This window comes from Dyella sp. RRB7 (assembly GCF_022761115.1).
GTDB lineage: Bacteria > Pseudomonadota > Gammaproteobacteria > Xanthomonadales > Rhodanobacteraceae > Dyella.
On the sequence record NZ_JAKWJS010000004.1, the window covers coordinates 18020 to 36373 of the forward strand.

Below are 18354 nucleotides of genomic sequence, written 5' to 3' on the forward strand. Positions count from 1 at the left end.
GTCTAGCGGAAAATCCGTGACGATTCAGGAACAAGGCCGCAATGGCATTTCCCTCCCCCTTTGGGGAGTGGGGGCTAAAGCTCACCTATTGTAGGGATCGGCAATGCCCAGCCCGGCCAGGATGCGTGTCTCCAACGCCTCCATCGCCTCGGCTTCGGCATCCTCCATATGGTCATAGCCCAGCAGGTGCAGCACGCCGTGCACGGTCATGTGCGCCCAGTGGTCGCGCGCCGGCTTGCCCTGCTCGGCCGCCTCGCGGGCCACCACCGGGGCGCAGATGGCCAGGTCGCCGATCAGTGGCAGCGTCACGCCGGGGGGCAGCTCGACCGGGAACGACAGCACGTTGGTCGCGTAGTCCTTGCTGCGGTATTCGCGGTTGAGCGCACGGCCTTCTTCGGCGTCGACAATGCGGATGGCCAGCTCGGTGGCCTTGCGGCGCCTGGCGCCGCGCAGGGCGGCCTCCGCCCAAAGCCGGAAACTGGCGGGGGCGGGCACGCCCTTGCGGGAAGCGCCATAACCGACGGAAAGCGCCAGGGGCGACGAACTCATCGCGGCGGCTCCTCGGAAGCCTGTTCGAAGGCCTCGTAGGCACGCACGATCTTGGCCACCAACGGATGGCGCACCACGTCGCGCGAGGTGAAGAAGGTGAAGCTGATGCCCTCCACGCCACGCAGTACCTCGATGGCGTGGCGCAGGCCCGAGCGCACGTTGCGCGGCAGGTCGATCTGGCTCACGTCACCGGTGATAACCGCCACCGAGCCGAAGCCGATGCGCGTGAGGAACATCTTCATCTGCTCGACGGTGGTGTTCTGCGCCTCGTCGAGAATCACGTAGGAGTCGTTGAGCGTGCGGCCGCGCATATAGGCCAGCGGCGCGATCTCGATCACGTTGCGCTCGATCAGCTTGGCCACCTTTTCGAAGCCGAGCATTTCGTACAGCGCGTCATACAGCGGGCGCAGGTACGGATCGACCTTCTGGCTCAGGTCGCCCGGCAGGAAGCCCAGCTTCTCGCCTGCTTCCACCGCGGGGCGCACCAGCAGCAGGCGCTGCACGCGGTTGGCTTCCAGCGCCTCGACGGCGCTGGCCACGGCCAGATAGGTCTTGCCCGTGCCGGCCGGACCCACGCCGAAGCTGATGTCATGCGTGGTGATGGCGTGCAGGTAGCGCGCCTGGTTGGGGCCGCGGCCCTTGATGACGCCGCGCTTCACCTTGATGGCCACGTCCTGGGCGCTTTCGGCGGCGTCGCTGACGATGGCGTCGATACCCGACTCGGCCAGGTGGAGATTGATCTTGGCGCCGTTGAGCGACTCGTTCTCGGTGACAGCGTAGAGCGCGCGCACCACCTTCTCGGCGGCGCGGGCGGCGCCGTCCTCGCCGATCACCTGGAACAGGCTGCCGCGATGATTGATCTCCACGCCCAGGCGCAGCTCGATCTGGCGCAGATGCTCATCGAACGGACCGCACAGGTTGGACAGCCGGGCGTTGTCTTCCGGGTCGAGGGAGAAGTCGCGTTGGTTGAGGCCGTTGGTCATGGGGTCTCGGTAGGTTTTTCTTTGGCTCCTCCCCATGTTTGCAGAGGGAGGCTGGGAGGGGCATGTTCTGGCGCTTGGAACGTCCTTACCCCTCCCCAATTCTCCCCTGCACGCAGGGGAGGGAGTAGTGAGGTCAGGCGGCGACGCCGTCTGCCAGATGCACCCGACCACGCAGCGAGTTGCTCATCGCCTCGGTGATCACCACGTCGATGAACTGGCCGATCATGCGTGCGTTGCCGGGGAAGTTCACGTAGCGCATGTTCTCGGAGCGGCCGGTGAATTCGTTGGGGTTCTTGCGGCTGGGCTTTTCCACCAGCACGCGCTGCACGGTGCCCACCATGGCCGCGTTGATCTTGCGCGCGTTCTCATTGATGGTGGCCTGCAGGCGCGCGAGGCGGGCGTGCTTCACCTCCTGCGAGGTGTCGTCCGCGAGGTTGGCCGCCGGCGTGCCGGGGCGCGAGGAGAAGATGAAGGAGAAGCTCTGGTCGAAGCCGATGTCGCCGATCAGCTTCATGGTCTTCTCGAAATCCTCGTCCGTCTCGCCGGGGAAGCCGACGATGAAATCCGAGGAAATACAGATGTCCGGGCGCACCGCGCGCAGCTTGCGGATCTTCTGCTTGAATTCCAGCGCCGTGTAGCCGCGCTTCATCGCCGCGAGGATGCGGTCCGAGCCGGCCTGCACCGGCAGATGCAGGAAGTTGGCCAGCTGCGGCACGTTGGCGTAGGCCTCGATCAGCGAGTCGGAGAACTCCAGCGGATGCGAGGTGGTGAAGCGGATGCGGCCGATGCCCTCGATCTGCGCGATGGCGTGGATCAGCACGGCAAGGTCGGCGATGCCGCCATCGTGGGTGGGGCCGCGATAGGCGTTGACGTTCTGGCCCAGCAGGTTCACCTCGCGCACGCCCTGCTCGGCCAGCTGCGCCACTTCCACCAGCACGTCGTCGAACGGACGGCTGATCTCCTCGCCGCGGGTGTAGGGCACCACGCAGTAGGAGCAGTACTTGGAGCAGCCTTCCATGATCGAGACGAAGGCGGTGGGGCCTTCGGCGCGCGGCTCGGGCAGGCGGTCGAACTTCTCGATCTCGGGGAAGCTGATGTCCACCTGCGGCTTGCCGCTGGCGCGCTGCGCCTCGATCAGTTCGGGCAGGCGGTGCAGGGTCTGCGGGCCGAACACCAGGTCGACATAGGGCGCGCGCTTGATGATGTCCTGGCCTTCCTGCGACGCCACGCAGCCGCCCACGCCGATCAGCACGGGCTTGCCGCCCTGCTTGTGCTCCTTCCAGCGACCGAGCTGGCTGAACACCTTTTCCTGGGCCTTCTCGCGGATCGAGCAGGTATTGATCAGGATGACGTCCGCCTCGGACTCATCCTGGGTCAATTCCAGGCCGTGCGACGCCTTGAGCACATCGGCCATCTTGGCCGAGTCGTACTCGTTCATCTGGCAGCCGTGGGTCTTGATGAAAAGCTTGCCGGTCATGGGCTTTGGGTACCGTGGTTCGAATGGACGGCGGGATGGCCGCCGAACCGCGCAGTTTACGCGCCCGGGGGCGGGGCCGCCAGTTCAACGCATGAGGCGGATCAAGCACTTGCGAGGCCGGTCGGACGCGGGCGAGGGCGCGCTGGCCGGGCAAGTTTGTCCTGCCGCACGAAATGGCCGCGTCCTGCTTGGCTCCGCTGCCGGCAAGGGGCACACTGCCGCCAAGCCTGGCGCCCGGCGGGTTCGCGCACAGGGGAGTACGGAAGGGGGATGCATGTCGGTGGTTGAGCGGGTAGCGGCCGTCGCGGTAGCGCGGCGGTCATCGGGGCGGTCGTGAGCAACCGGCTCCCTTGGCGAGCGCGTCGCCCCGCGCTGTGGCGGGCGGTGGCCGGCTGCCTGCTGGCGGCCGGCCTGCTGGTGCTGCCTGTCCGTGGTCATGCCGGTGCGCTCTATCGCTGTACCGGCAGCGCCGGCGAGATCGTATTCAGCAGCACTACCGCGGGCTACCAGGGATGCAGTCGCCTGGCAGGGGCACCCGATCCGGTTCGTCGCAAGGCGCCGCCCAAGGCGCTGGCTCCGTCCCTGGTGGGCGTGCGGGATTCGGTGGAGTCGACCGCCCGGGCTGTCTCGCCGCCCAGGCCGGCCTCGCTGGCCTGGGTGGCGGACTCAGTCGAAACCAGCGCCCGCATCGTCCCGCCGGTCGCCGTGGCGGCCGCGCCCGGCGGTAAGCCGGGGCAGTGGAGCTATAACGAAGCCACGCCGGCCCGCAGCGGTTCCGTGCCTGACAAGCCGGTGGCCGATGTGTCCGCTACCGGCGACAGGGTGCTGCGTGGCGCGGTCTATCGGGTGGTCCATCACGACGGCAGCGTGGAGTACACCAACCTGCGACCCGCCGGACAGCCGGGTCATGCCGTGACCATGCTGTTCAGCTATATCGCCACCTGCGTGGCCTGCAACCTGCACTCGAACATCCACTGGGATTCGGTGGCGCTCGACCTCATCGACTATGCCGACGTGATCCAGCTGGCCAGCCGGGAGTCCGGCGTGGACGAGGCCTTCCTGCGCGCCATCATCCATGCGGAAAGCGCCTTCAACCCGCGTGCGATGTCGATCAAGGGCGCCCAGGGCCTGATGCAGCTGATGCCAGGCACCGCGCTGGACATGGGCGTGCGCGATGCCTTCGACACGGCCCAGAACATTCGCGGCGGTGCGCGCTACCTCGGCCTGCTGCTGCGCACCTTCAACGGCGACGAGCGGCTGGCGGCTGCGGCTTACAACGCCGGCCCGGCGGCCGTGCAGCGCTACAACGGCGTGCCGCCCTATGCCGAAACGCAGGTCTACGTGGAGCGCGTCGGCACGTTGCGCAAGCGCTACGGCCAGGCCATCCGGCCGGCGGCGACGGGCGGCCGGGCGCCGGTGGTGGCTGGCGTATCAGCCATCCAGTGAGGCGGTAGGCGTCAGCGGCGGGCGTTGGGCCAGGATCACTTCGGTATGGAAGGGGGCGCCATTGCGCAGGCCGGAGACTTCCACCTTGCTGCCCGGCTTGAGCGCCGCCTCATGCCGGCGCAGGTCGGCCGGGTCGACGATATCGTCGGCGCCGATGCGCAGCAGGATGTCGTGCGGCTGGATGCCGGCCTGGGCCGCCGGGCCGCCTGGATAGATGTCGGTCACCTGGGCGCCGCGTGCGGCGGCAGGCAGGCCGCTATCGGCGGCCACCGGGACAAACGTGTAATCCGCCCCCAGCCATCCGCGTACGACATGGCCGGTGTCGATGATCTGGTCCAGCACCTTCTTGGCGGTGCTCACCGGAATGGCGAAACTGATGCCCTCGGCATTGGCGGCCTTGCCGATCAGCAAGGTATTGATGCCGACCAGCTCGCCCTCGGAGTTGACCAGGGCGCCGCCGGAGTTGCCCAGGTTGATGGCCGCGTCGGTCTGGATGAAGTCCTCGGGGCTGGCGCTGCTCAGCTGTCGCCCGATGGCGCTGACGATGCCCATGGTCACCGTCTGGTTGAGTCCCAGCGGGTTGCCGATCGCCAGCACCACATCGCCCGTGCGCACCGGGAAGCGGTCGGCGATATGGATGACCGGCAGGTTGCCGGCGTCGATCTTCAGCACGGCCAGATCGGTCTCGACGTCCGCGCCCACCACCTTCGCCTTGGCCACCCGCCCGTCGTAGAGCAGCACCTGGATGTCGTCGGCGTTGGCGATCACGTGATTGTTGGTGAGCACGTAGCCTTGGCTGCTGACGATCACGCCGGAGCCCAGGCTTTGCTCGCGCCGCTTGTAGGCGGGGCCGGCGGGGCGGCCACCGAACAGCCGTTGCAGCACCGGGTCGGTATACATCTGCACTGCTTGCTCGGTGACCATCTTGTTGGCGTAGATGTTCACCACCGATGGCGCCGCGCGACTTACCGCGTCGGCATAGGACTGCGGCGCGCCGCTGCGTGCGGGTGTTGTGGATTCGGCAGGCGTCGCCACGCGCGCCTGGCCCAGGCCGACACGTTGCCGCAGGTGATTGCCTACGCCGGGCCAGGCGAGGCTGATCACGAAGGCAGCCGCGAGCCCGATGACCACGAAGCGGGCGATGAAGGCGAGCGTGCCTGCGGCATGTTTCATGTCGTTATGCGTTTCGTGGCAAGGCGTTAGGACGGATAGTGCGTGAGTGAGACAGGCGCGGCGCTTTTATTGTACGAGTCATGCCCTGACGCTACACTAACGCGATTTTGTGGGAGCCGGTTTCTGCTGGCGCTTGCGAAGCGGGTCGTCCCGGGAGCTTCCCGGTGCGCAGGGTGCCCGGAAACGGAAGTCCCGTAGCTCTCGCTACGTAGCTTCGCGTGCTGGCACCGCGCGTGCCTGCTGTTATGGGGGAGTCACAGGGTTTTCCAGCATCCGCGGCAGGCTTTCTGTGCTGCGGAATGTGTCGACGTGCTTGGCAAACACCTGTGGAACTCATTAAGTTCCTAGTCTCAATGGCATTAAGTACCGGAGAGCCTGATGGCGAACGAAGTCGTCGATCACGGCCGCCGCCGCTTCCTCACAGCGACCACGGCAGTGGTTGGTGGAGTGGGAGTCGTCGCGGCAGTCGTGCCCTTCATCAAGTCGTGGGAGCCCAGTGCACGGGCCAAGTCCGCAGGCGCACCCGTCACGGTCGACATCAGCAAGATCGAGTCGGGCCAGAAGGTCACTTATCCGTGGCGAGGTCTTCCGGTCTTCGTGGTCAACCGCACCAAGGAACAGCTTGATGCGCTGCCCAGCCAGGACGCCCGCCTGGTCGACGCCAAATCCGACGCCGGTTCGGCCGAACAGCAGCCCAAGTACGCGCAGAACGAAAACCGCTCCATCAAGCCGGAATGGCTGGTGCTGGTCGGCCTGTGCACCCACCTCGGCTGCGTGCCCGACTTTGTCCCGGTGATGAAGCCCGAGCCGTTCGATCCGGAGTGGAAGGGCGGCTTCTACTGCCCCTGCCACAAGTCGCGCTACGACATGTCCGGCCGCGTCTACCAGGGTGTTCCGGCACCGAAGAACCTGCTGGTGCCGCCGTATAACTTCGTGGACGACACGCACATCCAGATTGGTGTGGATCCGAAGGAGGCCGGCTGATGGCCAACGTATTCACGCGTATCGGCGATTGGGTCAATGAGCGGGCACCGGGCCTGATGCCCATGTACCGCAAGCACATGACCGAGTACTACGCGCCGAAGAACTTCAATCTTTGGTACTACTTCGGTTCGCTTGCCATCGTGGTGCTGGTCAACCAGATCGTCACCGGCATCTTCCTCACCATGAACTACAAGACGAGTGCGGCGGAAGCCTTCAACTCGGTCGAGTACATCATGCGTGACGTGGAGTGGGGCTGGCTGATCCGCTACATGCACTCCACCGGCGCCTCGCTGTTCTTCGTGGTCGTGTTCATGCACATGTTCCGCGGCCTGATGTACGGCTCGTACCAGAAGCCGCGCGAGCTGGTGTGGCTGCTGGGCATGCTGATCTTCCTGGTGCTGATGGCCGAAGCCTTCATGGGCTACGTGCTGCCGTGGGGCAACATGTCGTTCTGGGGCGCCAAGGTGATCATCTCGCTGTTCGGCACGGTGCCGGTCATCGGTGGCACCCTGGTCGAATGGATCATGGGCGATTACCTGCCCGCGGACGCCACGCTCAACCGCTTCTTCGCGCTGCACGTCATCGCGCTGCCGCTGGTGCTGTTGCTACTGGTGGTGCTGCACCTGGCGGCGCTGCACGAAGTGGGTTCGAACAACCCGGACGGCGTCGACATCAAGCATGGTCCCAAGGGCAACCGCTGGGATCCGAACAAGCCGGCCGACGGCATTCCGTTCCACCCGTACTACACGGTGAAGGACCTGTTCGGCGTCGGCTTCTTCCTGGTCATCGCGGCGTTCATCATCTTCTTCGCGCCGACCTTCGGGGGCTGGTTCCTGGAGCACGACAACTTCATCCCGGCCAACAACCTGGTCACCCCGACGCACATCAAGCCGTCGTGGTACTTCACCCCGTTCTACGCGATCCTGCGCATGATCCCGTCGTTCTTCGGCACGGCGTTCTGGGGCGTGCTGGGCATGTTCGGCGCCATCGCGCTGCTGTTCCTGCTGCCGTGGATCGATGCCGGCAAGGTGCGCTCCATCCGCTATCGCGGCACCGGCTTCAAGGTGGCGCTGATGGCCTTCGCGGGCTCCTTCATCGGGCTGGCCCTGGTGGGCGCGGGCGTGGTCGGCGAGAAGCTCGTCGAGTGGGTCCCGTCGGACGCGACGTTCTGGGAGAACACGTTCGGCCGCGTGATGACCTTCATCTACTTCGGGTTCTTCGTGTTCCTGTGGTGCTACACGCACCTCGGCTGGGAAAAGACCAAGCCGGTGCCGGAGCGGGTGGTGTTCGACCATGACTAAGCGACCGTCCCTGATGAAGAAAACCATTTCCTCGCTCGCGCTTGCGTTCGGCCTGCTGGCTGGCAGCACCTCGGTCATGGCGCAGGAAGAGGGCAACCTGCCCTCGGCCGGCACCAATATCCGCGACCAGGCTTCGCTGCAGCGCGGCGCCAAGCTGTTCTTCAACTACTGCGTGGGCTGCCACTCGCTGAAGTACGTGCGCTACTCGCGCATGGCCGAAGATCTGGGGCTTTCCGAAGACGAGGTGATGAATAACCTCAACTTCACCGGGGCCAAGTTCGGTGACGTGGTGATCTCGCACATGCCGGAAGATTCGGCCCAGCAGTTCTTCGGCAAGGCGCCGCCGGACCTCTCGCTGGAAGTGCGCGCCAAGACCGCCGACTGGGTCTATGGCTACCTGAACTCCTTCTACGTGGACCCGACCCGTCCGGTGGGTTGGAACAACACCGTGTTCCCGAACGCCTCCATGCCGTTCCCGCTGTGGGAGCTGCAGGGTGTGCAGACGGCGGTGAAAAAGGAAGGCAGCGACGAGGTGGAAAAGCTTGAGCTGTCCCAGCCGGGCAAGCTCACGCCGGCCCAGTACCAGCAGGCCACCCGTGACCTGACCAACTTCCTGGAATACGCCTCCGAACCGGCCGCGCTGCAGCGCCAGCGCTACGGCATCTGGGTACTGCTTTTCCTGGCGGGCTTCACTTTCCTGGCATATCTGCTAAAGAAGGAATACTGGAAGGACGTCCACTAAGGCGGACGCCGCGCCATAGCCTGAGGTACGGCGGCCTGGTGCCGCCGTACTTGCTCAAAGTCGATGGGGAGATCGCGCATGGTCCAAAGCGCTCGTTCGCGTACCGCACTCACCCTGTACACCACCGCTGATGGCATCCAATGCCACCGCACCCGGCTGGTGCTTGCCGCCAAGGGCGTCAGCTACGAGCGGGTGCTGGTGGATCCGGCCAAGCCCCCGGAAGACCTGCTCGACCTGAACCCCTACGGCACTACGCCAACCCTGGTCGACCGTGACCTGACCCTCTACAACACCGCCGTCGTCTGCGAGTACCTGGACGAACGCTACCCGCACCCCCCGTTGATGCCCATCGATCCGCTGTCGCGGGCGCGCCTGCGCCTGGCCACCGTGCGGATCGAACTGGATTGGCTGCCCGAAGTGGACACCATTCGCGAGGGCGGCCGCCCGGCGGACGCCGCCCGCAAGCGCCTGCGCGGGCATCTGCTGGCGTCGCTGCCGTTGTTCAAGGCATCGCGGTTCTTCCTGAACCCCGAAATGAGCCTGACGGATTGCCTGGTGGCCCCGGTGGTCTGGCGCCTGCCCTGGCTGGGCGTGGACCTGGGGCGCGAAGGCAAGCCGATCCTCGACTACGGCGAGCGGCTGTTTGCCAGCCAGGGCTATGCGCGCAGCATGACCGCCGAGGAAAAGGCGATGCGCCCGTAAAGGACGCCTCCAGGCAAGCGTTCTGCTTGGGGCGGCTGTCCCTGCAGGGGGCCGCCCGCCCATGCATAATCCTACAGCCCTGCGGCATCTTGCCTCAGCTCGCATTACACTCTTTCGATCTTCCTGGCCTGGCTGCGGGTAACTCCGTGGACTGGCCTCCGACAGGCTTCTGAATGACCGACGACAAGCTCCCGCCGATGTCCTCCAATCGCCCCTATCTGCTGCGGGCGATCTATGACTGGATCACTGACAACAATCTCACCCCCTACGTGCTGGTGGACGCGGGGCGCGAGGGCGTGCGGGTGCCTCCCCAGGTCGTGAAGAACGGACAGGTGGTGCTCAATCTGGCCATGCGTGCGGTGGCCAACCTGGACCTGGGCAATGACTGGATCAGCTTCCAGGCGCGTTTCTCGGGTGTCAGCCACAGCATCCATATACCGATCCAGGCCGTGCTGGCGCTCTACGCGCAGGAAAACGGGCAGGGCATGATGTTCCCCGCCGAGGAAGGGGGCGATGCGCCGCCGCCGTCCTCGCCCGATCCCGACGATACGCCGCCGGCTCCTCCGGGCGACGACGCAGGCGAGAAGCCCAAGCGCAGCGCGCCGTTCCTGCGGGTGGTCAAGTAACCCGCTTCAGTGAAGGCGGCTGTCCCGGGGAAGCCGGGGCCGCAACGGTACGACGTTATCCCCGCCGGTGGGCGGGGTGTGGTCGGCCAACATGCCGGGCAGGTGACTCTGGATGGTAGGGAGACTGAGCCCGGTCATGGTGCGCCCAACCATCCATAGCCGGCCCGGCTCGCGGTCGTCGCCGTCGATGCTCACTTCGAACGTATAGCAGCGCTCAAGCAGCAGGCCGCTACGGGCGCGATGCAACCGCACGCCACGCAGTCCCACGCTCTCATCGAGCAGTTGCAGCCCGTGTTGCTTGCATTGCAGGCGCGCCTCGTGGGTCGCCTGCTCGCGGGCGCGGCTGAGCTTCAGCCAGAGTCCCACGACGGACAGCAGCGCCAACAGCAGGATCAGGTCCGAGAGTTCGCTCATGGCGCCAGAGTGTAGGCGTGGCCGACAGGTTGCAAGGCTTGGGCTGGAAGGGGGGGGCGCATCCTGTGCGCCACCGCCGCTAATCGAGCTGCAGGCGCAGGGAAAGGTCCACTGCCCGGACGTGCTTGGTCAGTGCACCCACCGAGATGAAATCCACGCCGGTGCGGGCGTAGTCGCCGATGGTCGACAGGTCCACGTTGCCGGAAATCTCCAGCTCGGCACGGCCCTTGGCGATGGCGACGGCTTCGCGGATCAGCGGCAGGGTGAAGTTGTCCAGCATGATGCGGTCGGCGCCGGCGGCCAATGCCTGCTGCAGTTCGTCGAGGTTCTCCACCTCGATCTCCAGCAGCAGCGACGGATGCAGGCGACGTGCCGCCTCGGCCGCAGGGCCGATGCCGCCAGCGGCGATGATGTGGTTTTCCTTCACCAGGATGGCGTCGTACAGGCCGACCCGGTGATTGTGGCCACCGCCGCATCGCACGGCGTACTTCTGGGCCAGTCGCAGGCCGGGTACGGTCTTGCGCGTATCGAGCACGCGCACGCCGGTGCCGGCGACGGCCGCTACATAAGCCGCGGTGGCGGTGGCGGTGCCCGACAGCAGTTGCAGGAAGTTGAGCGCGGAACGTTCGGCACTCACCATCGCCCGCGCATTGCCCTGGATACGGCAGATCACGCTGCCGGCGCGCGCCCGCTCGCCGTCATGCAAGGTCCACTCGATCCGCACGTCGGGGTCGAGCTGGCGGAAGCAGGCGTTGAACCAGTCGATGCCGGCCATCACCGCGTCTTCGCGGCAGGTCAGCGTGGCGGTGGCGCGGGCATCGGCGGGAAGCAGGTCGGCGGTGGCGTCACCGCTGCCGATATCTTCGGCAAACGTGCGCTCGACGTCCGCCCGGATGAGGTCGGACGAGGGCGGGGCAAGAGGATGTGAGGTCATTCGTTCGCGGGGCTGTTGGCCGGGGCGGGTTGGCTGAGACGACCGACGATGGCGTCCAGCGCACGGTCGAAAAGGGCGGTGGATTCGAGCACGCGCGCCGTGCCGCTGGCGAGTGCGTTGGCCAATTCGTGCGGGGCGTAATCCGCCACCTTCAGGCCGCGGCGATTCACGAACAGGTAGCGGCCGCTCATGGGGCTGATCCACGACAGCTTGGCGCGCTCGATCGTCTCGGGGCCGGACATGAATTCCAGCCAGGTGCCGGGCTTGAGTTCGGCGACCAGCTGCATCTCCGGCGTGTCGATCGGCGGTTCGGGTTCGGGTTCCGACCTGGCCAGCTCCGCCTCGCTTTCGACGATCGGCTGGATGCTCTCGGGGATCGGCAGCGAGACGGATTCCTCCGCCGCTTGTACTTCGGCCTCGGGTACGGATTCGCCGAGCTGGTGGCGATAGTAGGTGTGCAACTGGGCCAGCAGGCGGTCGATGTCGCTTTCCTGGAAGGCGACATTGGCCAGGCCGCGGCGCAAGGCGCGCTCGATGCCGGGCAGCATCTGGCGCAGCGCGCGCCGCTCGTCGAGCGTGCGGGCCGGCTTGGTGCTGTCGATGAAATCGCTGGCGAAGCGCAGCGCATCGCGGAACTCCGGGGAGTCCTCGCCCTGGCGCAGGATGGTGAGCACCAGGTAGTTGGCCCATGCGCGCGAAAGAATGCCGTGGACCAGCGGCGGCAGGGTACGGCCGTCTATACGGCTGAGGATTTCGCGGGCGGCGCGGCGACGCGCCTGTTCCAGCTTCTCGCGACCGCGGGTGGATTCGGCCACGCGCTGCTCGGCCAGTTCGGCACGACGGCGGCTGATGTCCTGGAATTCCTGCAGTTCGACGCACAGGCGCTCGAAGATGGTCAGGTCGTCGTCGAAGTCCTGCAGCAGGCGATCGACGATGGATTTGATCTTGTCGTGCAGGCGATGGTCGCGATCGGACTCCGCCGACCAGCCCTTGGCCGCGTCGGCCAGGTTGTCCAGCAGGCGGCGCGCCGGATGCTGGCGATGCGCGAACAGCTTGCGGTCGAGAATGGCGGCCTTGAGATACGGAATCTGCAGGCGCGCCAGCAGTACCTGCATGTCGGTGGGCAGGTTGCGGTCTTCGAGGATGAACTCGAACAACATGCCGACGAGGTCGATGGTGTCCTCGTCGATGGTCGACACCTGGCTGGGCCGTTCGCCGCGCAGCGAGCCGATCTGCGCCAACAGGTGCTCCTTGAGCTGCTGCACCTCACCGGCCAGTTCCAGGGCATTGCCTGCGTGCGATGGCAAGGGCTGGCTGATGGCGGCCTGGCTTTGCAGCACGCTCAGCGCGCCGATCAACTCGTTCGCGCTGGGCATCTGGATCGCCCCGGCGGGCACGCGCATGGCCGTTTCCGGCGCGGCGCGGCGAGCGCTGAACAGCGTGCGCAGGGTCTGCAGCAATTCGTTGGAAGCGGCGCTTTCATCTTCGGCGAGGAACGCACCGCCTTCGGCGCCTTCCGCGCCAGCGGCGACCGTGCCACCCGCCGTCGAGCCACTGGCGGTCCGCCCCGCGTTGCCTGCGCGTGCCACTTCGTGGCGCAGCTGCGGCAACACGCCGGCGCGGACCAGTTCGGCGTTGATCTCCTGGTAAAGCTCGTCCAGCAAGGCCAGCACGTAGCGGTCGAACAGCTTGTAGATGATGAGCTTGACGCGCATCTCGGCATTGAGCTCGCGCATGGCCTGGCGGAACGCCTGGGACAAGGCGGATGGCCCCACCGGGTTGCTGCCGTCGTCGATCTTGATGCCGCCGTAGATCACCGACAGGCGCTGGTTCACGGCGAACAGTTCGCGCGTCAGGCGCGTTTCGTTCTTGCCGATCATGCTGGTGATGGCCAGCGATTCTTCCAGCTCGTTGTCGGCCACCAGCGACAGCTCCACCGAGCCGATCGGCAGGGTGGGCGCGCTGGGGGTGCTGGATGCGTTGCGGAAGTTGGCGGCGAAGTCGCCGAGCTCGCGCGTCACCTGGGCCAGGAAGCTGCGCTCCACCATCGGGCGGCGCTTGCGCACCTCGCGCATGCCGTCGAAGTAATGCATCTGCGCCGCGTTGTTCTCGGCCTTTTCGGCCAGGTCGAACAGGGCGTCGTCGACATGCTCGAACATGCCGTTGATCAAGGTCTGCAGGCGGCGGCCCGCGATGTCCCGGACGGTGTTCAAGAGGGCGCCTCCGCGCTCGCTGGAAGGGTCCAGGCGCTGGCTCAGGCTGACGATGTTGGAAGGTTCACTGGCGTCTTTCATCGCCCCACCCCTGAAGTGATGCCGACGTGCGATCAGCCCGCTACGAGAATACGCCAGCCTACAATAAGCCAAATCCCGGCACGCTGTCATGCGCCGCATCGCGTTCTGTGCGATGCGTTCCGGTAGGCAGGGTTCTGCGCGGGGGCGCCTAGGCGGCCGCCGGGAAGTCCCGCAGCTGGAGGGTGCCGATGCCTTCCTCGGGCAGCATTACCGGGATGCCGTCCTCGACCCGGTAGATCACCTTGCGATCGGTGGTGATCAACCCTTCGGCCAGCGCCTCGCCGATGGCGACGCCGGCCACGGTCTGGACCTGACCGGCGCCGATGGCGCTGTTCAGGGCTTCCAGTTCGTTGCGGGTGAGGGGGCGGACCGGGACCTTGCTGACGGGGCAGCACAGGATGTCGAGCAGGCGTTTATCCATGGGGAGCGGGATCGTGCCGAAACGCGGAAAGTCCGTACAATAACCCCTTTTGGATGGCTTGGGTCATGACTTCGACTTCCCTCCCGCTGCGCATTGGTGTGGTGATGGGCTCCCGTTCGGACTGGGAAACCATGGAGCACGCCGCCAACGTGCTGGCAGAGCTGGGCGTGGCCCATGAGGTGCGGGTGGTATCGGCGCATCGCACGCCGGACCTGCTTTTCCAGTACGCCGAGGAGGCGGTGGGGCGTGGCATCCAGGTGATCATCGCCGGTGCCGGTGGCGCGGCTCACCTGCCGGGCATGCTGGCGGCCAAGACGCGGCTGCCGGTGTTCGGCGTGCCGGTGCAGTCCAAGGCGCTCAACGGCATGGATTCGCTGCTGTCGATCGCGCAGATGCCGGCGGGTATTCCGGTCGGCACACTGGCCATTGGCCGCGCTGGCGCGGTGAACGCGGGGTTGCTGGCGGCCTCGGTGCTGGCCTTGCATGATCCCTCGCTGGCCAAGGCGCTGGACGCTTATCGCGCCCGCCAGACGCAGAGCGTGCTCGATCATCCGGATCCGCGCTCGTGACCATTCGCCGTCAACCCGTATTGGGCATCCTCGGTGGCGGCCAGCTGGCCCGCATGCTGGCACTGGCGGCCGCGCCGCTGGGTGTGAAGAGCCTGGTGGTGGACAGCGCCGCCGACGCTTGCGCCGGTCAGGTGGCGCCGCTGGTGGTGGCCGACTGGGGCGATTACGAGGCGCTGGAGCGTTTTGCCGCCCAGGCCGACGTGGTCACCTTCGATTTCGAGAACGTGCCGGCCGATACGGCGCACTGGCTGGCCCGCAAGGTGTCGGTGTTCCCGGCCCCGCGTGCGCTGGCCGTGGCGCAGGACCGCCTGGCCGAGAAGACCCTGTTCCGCGAGTGCGGCCTCAAGACGCCCGAGTTCAAGGCCATCGATACCCGCGCCGACCTCGATCACGCGTTGTCGCTCATCGGTGCCCCGGCCATCCTCAAGACCCGGCGCCTGGGTTATGACGGCAAGGGCCAGTTCCGCATCAAGACCCTGGCCGATGCCGACGCCGCCTGGGCGGCGCTGGGTGGACAGGCTTCCGCGCATGGATTGATCCTGGAAGCCTTCGTGCCGTTCGATCGCGAGCTTTCGGTGATTGCCGTGCGTGGACGCGATGGCGATTTCCGCACCTGGCCGCTCACCCAGAACTGGCATACCGATGGCGTGCTCTCGCTGAGCCTGGCACCGGCACCCGATATTGCCGCGCTGCAGGCCCGCGCCACCGGCCTGGCCCGCACGCTGGCCGATGCGCTGGACTACGTGGGCGTGTTCGCGCTGGAGCTGTTCGTGAAGGACGGCGAGCTGCTCGGCAACGAGATGGCGCCGCGGGTGCACAACTCCGGTCACTGGACCATCGAGGGTGCGCTTACCAGTCAGTTCGAGAACCACGTGCGCGCCGTGCTCGGGCTGCCGCTGGGCGACACTTCGGCGCGTGGCCTGTCGGCCATGTTCAACTGGATCGGCGAACTGCCCGATGCGGCGCCGGTGCTCGAAGCGGTGGATGCGCATTGGCACGACTACGGCAAGCAGCCGCGCACGGGTCGCAAGGTGGGCCATGCCACGGTATGCGCGGCCAACGCGGACCAACTGGTCGAACGGCTGGCTGGCATTGCACATGCGCTGGGACGTGACCAACAGGCCGAGCCTGCCGTGGGCCAGCTGTCGGACAAGTAAGACCTGTCGATGACCTATATCTATATATAGGAGCGCACCTTGTGCGCGACCGCAGAAAGAAAAACGGGGCCATAAAGGCCCCGTTTCTTTTGGAATCGCTACCAGGCCTTAGGCCAGGTTCTTGGCCGCGAAGTCCCAGTTGACCAGGTTCCAGAACGCCTCGATGTACTTCGGACGGGCGTTGCGGTAGTCGATGTAATAGGCGTGTTCCCACACGTCGCAGGTCAGCAGCGGCTTGTCGCTGCCGGTGATCGGCGTGGCGGCGTTGGAGGTGTTGACGATGCCCAGCGAGCCGTCGGCGCGCTGCACCAGCCAGGTCCAGCCCGAACCGAAGTTGCCCACGGCCGACTTGGTGAACTCTTCCTTGAACTTCTCCACCGAACCGAAGGCCTTGGTGAGGGCGTCGGCCAGCTTGCCGGTCGGCTCCTTGCCGCCGGTCGGGCTCAGCGAGTGCCAGTAGAAGGTATGGTTCCAGACCTGGGCGGCATTGTTGAACACGCCACCGGACGACTTCTTGATGATGTCCTCCAGCGCGGCATTCTCGAACTCGGTGCCCTTGATCAGGTTGTTGAGGTTGGTCACATAGGCCTGGTGATGCTTGCCGTAGTGATACTCCAGCGTCTCGGTGGAGATATGGGGCTCGAGCGCGTTCTTCTCGTAGGGCAGGGCGGGGAGTTCGATCGCCATGATGGGCTCCTGGGCGTTGGCTGAGGATGGGGGTCGGATCGACGCGGCCGGTGGCGGCCGATGCACGACTGATACACTACCGGTCTACATGCATTGTAATGATGAACTACAGACTATGGACGTTAACGAGCGAATCAAGGCCGTATTGGCCGATCACGCCATCGTGCTCTTCATGAAGGGCACGCCGCAGTTCCCCATGTGCGGGTTTTCCAGCCGCGCCGTGCAGGCGCTGAAGGATGCGGGCGCGGATTTCCACGCCGTCAACGTGCTGGCCGATCCGGAAGTGCGCGCTGCGCTGCCGCATTACGCCAACTGGCCGACCTTCCCGCAGTTGTTCATTCAAGGCGAGCTGATCGGTGGCTGCGACATCATCGAGGACCTTAAGGCCTCCGGTGAACTGGCGCGCATGGCGGCGGACGTGGCGGGGGCAAGCTCCTGATGTCGTTGCCTTCTGCACGCTTGCCGCAGGGTTGGGTGCCCACGGCGGACTCGCTGGCCGGTCGCGTGGTGCTGGTGACCGGCGCCTATGGTGGCCTGGGCGCCGCCGTGGCCCGCGCCGCCTCGCGCGCGGGCGCCACGGTGGTCATCACCGGTCGGCGCAAGCGCCAGCTCGAACAACTGTACGACGCGATGATCGGCGAAGGCCTGCCCGAGCCGATCATTCACCCGCTCGACATGGAAGTGGCCACCCCGCGTGACTACGAGGCGTTGGCCGAGGGGCTGGAGCGCGACTTCGGGCGACTCGACGGCATCGTCCATGCGGCGGCCAGCTTCAATGGGCTCACGCCGCTGTCCGTGCACAAGCCGGACGACTGGCTGCGGGCGTTGCACATCAATGTATCCGCGCCGTTCGCGCTCACCCAGGCGTGCATGCCGCTGCTGACCCAGGCGCAAGACAGTGCCGCCGTGTTCGTGCTGGATGATCCCGCACTGATGCAGCGCGCGCATTGGGGTGGCTACGGCGTGTCGAAGGCCGCGCTGGAGCGCCTGGTCGAGATATTGCACCAGGAGACCGAGAAGACATCGTTGCGCGCGCATGCCTTGCTGCCGGCGCCGATGCGCACCACGCTGCGGCGCGCGGCCTATTTTGGCGAGGACACCACCATCCATCCGCTGCCGGACGCCACGGCTGAAGCGGCGATCTATCTGCTGGGCGCGCAGGGGCAGACCGCGCGTGGCGCGGTGCTCGACTTGCGGGCGCCAGCATGATCGCGCGTAAGGGGAGGCATTGAGATGGAAGCGCAGATGACCACGCTGTCGGCGGCGATCCTGTTGTTCCTGATCATGGACCCGCTGGGCAACATCCCGATCTTCCTCAGCCTGCTCAAGGATGTGGCGCCCAAGCGCCGCCGCCGGGTGATGGTGCGCGAGTTGCTGATTGCGCTGGGCGTGCTGCTCGGCTTTCTCATCGGCGGCCAGCACATCCTCAAGGTGCTGCAGCTCAAGCAGGAGTCGATCAGCATCGCTGGCGGCATCGTGCTGTTCCTTATCGGTATCCGCATGGTGTTTCCGCCGGCCGACGGCGGCGGCATTTTCGGCAAGCCCGGCGAGGGCGAGCCATTCATCGTGCCCATGGCGATTCCTGGCGTGGCCGGCCCCTCGGCGATGGCGGCCTTGCTGCTGCTCACCAATACCCAGCCGGGGCGCACCGCGGATTGGGCCATCGCCCTGCTGGGCGCCTGGCTGGCCACGGCGGTGATCCTGCTGTTTTCCACCTATCTGTTCCGCTGGCTGGGCGAGAGCGTGCTGACCGCGCTGGAGCGGGTGATGGGCATGCTGCTGATCGCGCTGTCGGTGCAGATGTTCCTCGGCGGCGTGGCGGCGTACCTGCATCTGGCCGTTTGAAACGTAGGCCGAAGACGATGGCGTGATCTTTCGGTCCTCTCCGCATAACC

20 protein-coding genes are annotated in these 18354 nt (G+C 66.2%); 11 read left to right on the forward strand and 9 right to left on the reverse strand.

The window, feature by feature from the left end:
• Positions 1–81: 81 nt before the first annotated feature.
• From ybeY to miaB, 3 genes are all read right to left on the reverse strand, one after another.
• The gene (ybeY, locus tag MJ606_RS11135; protein ID WP_243049596.1) at positions 82–549 is read right to left on the reverse strand and encodes an rRNA maturation RNase YbeY; all 468 of its coding nucleotides are present in this window, start codon (positions 547–549) and stop codon (positions 82–84) included.
• A complete protein-coding gene (locus MJ606_RS11140; protein ID WP_243049597.1) occupies positions 546–1532 on the reverse strand; it encodes a PhoH family protein in 987 nt (328 codons plus the stop codon). The genes ybeY and MJ606_RS11140 overlap by 4 nt, the downstream gene beginning before the upstream one ends.
• Positions 1533–1665: 133 nt before the next feature.
• Positions 1666–3009: a tRNA (N6-isopentenyl adenosine(37)-C2)-methylthiotransferase MiaB gene (gene miaB, locus MJ606_RS11145; RefSeq protein ID WP_243049598.1), complete on the reverse strand. Its 1344-nt coding sequence runs from the start codon at positions 3007–3009 to the stop codon at positions 1666–1668.
• Positions 3010–3342: 333 nt separating this feature from the next.
• On the opposite strand from miaB, the gene MJ606_RS11150 reads away from it, so the two are divergent.
• Positions 3343–4455, forward strand: a complete 1113-nt coding sequence (locus MJ606_RS11150) for a lytic transglycosylase domain-containing protein (protein WP_243049599.1) — start codon at positions 3343–3345, stop codon at positions 4453–4455.
• Here the strand turns inward: MJ606_RS11150 and MJ606_RS11155 are convergent.
• On the reverse strand, positions 4441–5628 hold the full coding sequence (locus MJ606_RS11155; RefSeq protein WP_243049600.1) for a trypsin-like peptidase domain-containing protein: 1188 nt from the start codon (positions 5626–5628) through the stop codon (positions 4441–4443). The genes MJ606_RS11150 and MJ606_RS11155 overlap by 15 nt on opposite strands.
• Positions 5629–6006: 378 nt before the next feature.
• On the opposite strand from MJ606_RS11155, the gene petA reads away from it, so the two are divergent.
• From petA to MJ606_RS11180, 5 genes are all read left to right on the forward strand, one after another.
• Positions 6007–6612: a ubiquinol-cytochrome c reductase iron-sulfur subunit gene (gene petA / locus MJ606_RS11160; protein WP_243049601.1), complete on the forward strand. Its 606-nt coding sequence runs from the start codon at positions 6007–6009 to the stop codon at positions 6610–6612.
• Positions 6612–7913, forward strand: coding sequence for a cytochrome bc complex cytochrome b subunit (locus MJ606_RS11165; protein WP_243049602.1), 1302 nt, complete (start codon positions 6612–6614; stop codon positions 7911–7913). The genes petA and MJ606_RS11165 overlap by 1 nt, the downstream gene beginning before the upstream one ends.
• 13 nt (positions 7914–7926) lie before the next feature.
• Positions 7927–8655: a cytochrome c1 gene (locus tag MJ606_RS11170; protein ID WP_243049854.1), complete on the forward strand. Its 729-nt coding sequence runs from the start codon at positions 7927–7929 to the stop codon at positions 8653–8655.
• Positions 8656–8733: 78 nt separating this feature from the next.
• Positions 8734–9357: a glutathione S-transferase N-terminal domain-containing protein gene (locus tag MJ606_RS11175; RefSeq protein WP_243049603.1), complete on the forward strand. Its 624-nt coding sequence runs from the start codon at positions 8734–8736 to the stop codon at positions 9355–9357.
• A 173-nt stretch (positions 9358–9530) separates the two neighbouring features.
• The gene (locus tag MJ606_RS11180) at positions 9531–9983 is read left to right on the forward strand and encodes a ClpXP protease specificity-enhancing factor (RefSeq protein WP_243049604.1); all 453 of its coding nucleotides are present in this window, start codon (positions 9531–9533) and stop codon (positions 9981–9983) included.
• Between the two features lie 6 nt (positions 9984–9989).
• Here MJ606_RS11180 and MJ606_RS11185 read toward each other — a convergent pair whose 3' ends face one another.
• The 4 genes from MJ606_RS11185 to MJ606_RS11200 form a co-directional block, all read right to left on the reverse strand.
• On the reverse strand, positions 9990–10397 hold the full coding sequence (locus MJ606_RS11185; protein ID WP_243049605.1) for a DUF3301 domain-containing protein: 408 nt from the start codon (positions 10395–10397) through the stop codon (positions 9990–9992).
• Between the two features lie 79 nt (positions 10398–10476).
• Complete coding sequence (gene nadC, locus MJ606_RS11190) at positions 10477–11331, reverse strand: carboxylating nicotinate-nucleotide diphosphorylase (RefSeq protein WP_243049606.1); 855 nt, start codon at positions 11329–11331, stop codon at positions 10477–10479.
• Entirely contained in the window at positions 11328–13625 is a 2298-nt protein-coding gene (locus tag MJ606_RS11195; RefSeq protein WP_243049607.1) for a DUF1631 domain-containing protein, read from the reverse strand. The genes nadC and MJ606_RS11195 overlap by 4 nt, the downstream gene beginning before the upstream one ends.
• A 148-nt stretch (positions 13626–13773) precedes the next feature.
• Positions 13774–14046 carry a Trm112 family protein gene (locus MJ606_RS11200; RefSeq protein WP_243049608.1) on the reverse strand — a complete coding sequence of 91 codons (273 nt, stop codon included), beginning with the start codon at positions 14044–14046 and terminating at the stop codon, positions 13774–13776.
• Between the two features lie 65 nt (positions 14047–14111).
• Here MJ606_RS11200 and purE point away from each other — a divergent pair, with 65 nt between their 5' ends.
• Positions 14112–14615 (forward strand): 5-(carboxyamino)imidazole ribonucleotide mutase, encoded by a 504-nt coding sequence (gene purE, locus MJ606_RS11205; protein ID WP_243049609.1) that lies wholly within the window; start codon positions 14112–14114, stop codon positions 14613–14615.
• The gene (locus tag MJ606_RS11210) at positions 14612–15772 is read left to right on the forward strand and encodes a 5-(carboxyamino)imidazole ribonucleotide synthase (protein ID WP_243049610.1); all 1161 of its coding nucleotides are present in this window, start codon (positions 14612–14614) and stop codon (positions 15770–15772) included. The genes purE and MJ606_RS11210 overlap by 4 nt, the downstream gene beginning before the upstream one ends.
• 108 nt (positions 15773–15880) lie before the next feature.
• On the opposite strand, the gene sodB is transcribed toward MJ606_RS11210, so the two are convergent.
• Positions 15881–16459 carry a superoxide dismutase [Fe] gene (sodB, locus tag MJ606_RS11215; RefSeq protein ID WP_243049611.1) on the reverse strand — a complete coding sequence of 193 codons (579 nt, stop codon included), beginning with the start codon at positions 16457–16459 and terminating at the stop codon, positions 15881–15883.
• 115 nt (positions 16460–16574) lie between these two features.
• Here sodB and grxD point away from each other — a divergent pair, with 115 nt between their 5' ends.
• Genes grxD through MJ606_RS11230 form a run of 3 tightly spaced genes read left to right on the forward strand, consistent with a single transcriptional unit; the run spans position 16575 to position 18304 of the window.
• Positions 16575–16898: a Grx4 family monothiol glutaredoxin gene (gene grxD / locus MJ606_RS11220; protein ID WP_243049612.1), complete on the forward strand. Its 324-nt coding sequence runs from the start codon at positions 16575–16577 to the stop codon at positions 16896–16898.
• On the forward strand, positions 16898–17668 hold the full coding sequence (locus MJ606_RS11225; RefSeq protein ID WP_243049613.1) for an SDR family NAD(P)-dependent oxidoreductase: 771 nt from the start codon (positions 16898–16900) through the stop codon (positions 17666–17668). The genes grxD and MJ606_RS11225 overlap by 1 nt, the downstream gene beginning before the upstream one ends.
• Before the next feature lie 36 nt (positions 17669–17704).
• A complete protein-coding gene (locus MJ606_RS11230; protein ID WP_243049855.1) occupies positions 17705–18304 on the forward strand; it encodes a YhgN family NAAT transporter in 600 nt (199 codons plus the stop codon).
• Positions 18305–18354 lie beyond the last annotated feature (50 nt).

Excerpts from the sequence above, each read along its gene's own strand:
- ybeY (WP_243049596.1), bottom strand. The coding sequence starts at position 549 with ATGAGTTCGTCGCCCCTGGCGCTTTCCGTCGGTTATGGCGCTTCCCGC.
- MJ606_RS11140 (WP_243049597.1), bottom strand. The coding sequence starts at position 1,532 with ATGACCAACGGCCTCAACCAACGCGACTTCTCCCTCGACCCGGAAGAC.
- miaB (WP_243049598.1), bottom strand. The coding sequence starts at position 3,009 with ATGACCGGCAAGCTTTTCATCAAGACCCACGGCTGCCAGATGAACGAG.
- MJ606_RS11155 (WP_243049600.1), bottom strand. The coding sequence starts at position 5,628 with ATGAAACATGCCGCAGGCACGCTCGCCTTCATCGCCCGCTTCGTGGTC.
- petA (WP_243049601.1), top strand. The coding sequence starts at position 6,007 with ATGGCGAACGAAGTCGTCGATCACGGCCGCCGCCGCTTCCTCACAGCG.
- MJ606_RS11165 (WP_243049602.1), top strand. The coding sequence starts at position 6,612 with ATGGCCAACGTATTCACGCGTATCGGCGATTGGGTCAATGAGCGGGCA.
- MJ606_RS11170 (WP_243049854.1), top strand. The coding sequence starts at position 7,927 with ATGAAGAAAACCATTTCCTCGCTCGCGCTTGCGTTCGGCCTGCTGGCT.
- MJ606_RS11175 (WP_243049603.1), top strand. The coding sequence starts at position 8,734 with ATGGTCCAAAGCGCTCGTTCGCGTACCGCACTCACCCTGTACACCACC.
- MJ606_RS11180 (WP_243049604.1), top strand. The coding sequence starts at position 9,531 with ATGACCGACGACAAGCTCCCGCCGATGTCCTCCAATCGCCCCTATCTG.
- MJ606_RS11185 (WP_243049605.1), bottom strand. The coding sequence starts at position 10,397 with ATGAGCGAACTCTCGGACCTGATCCTGCTGTTGGCGCTGCTGTCCGTC.
- nadC (WP_243049606.1), bottom strand. The coding sequence starts at position 11,331 with ATGACCTCACATCCTCTTGCCCCGCCCTCGTCCGACCTCATCCGGGCG.
- MJ606_RS11195 (WP_243049607.1), bottom strand. The coding sequence starts at position 13,625 with ATGAAAGACGCCAGTGAACCTTCCAACATCGTCAGCCTGAGCCAGCGC.
- MJ606_RS11200 (WP_243049608.1), bottom strand. The coding sequence starts at position 14,046 with ATGGATAAACGCCTGCTCGACATCCTGTGCTGCCCCGTCAGCAAGGTC.
- purE (WP_243049609.1), top strand. The coding sequence starts at position 14,112 with ATGACTTCGACTTCCCTCCCGCTGCGCATTGGTGTGGTGATGGGCTCC.
- sodB (WP_243049611.1), bottom strand. The coding sequence starts at position 16,459 with ATGGCGATCGAACTCCCCGCCCTGCCCTACGAGAAGAACGCGCTCGAG.
- grxD (WP_243049612.1), top strand. The coding sequence starts at position 16,575 with ATGGACGTTAACGAGCGAATCAAGGCCGTATTGGCCGATCACGCCATC.
- MJ606_RS11225 (WP_243049613.1), top strand. The coding sequence starts at position 16,898 with ATGTCGTTGCCTTCTGCACGCTTGCCGCAGGGTTGGGTGCCCACGGCG.
- MJ606_RS11230 (WP_243049855.1), top strand. The coding sequence starts at position 17,705 with ATGACCACGCTGTCGGCGGCGATCCTGTTGTTCCTGATCATGGACCCG.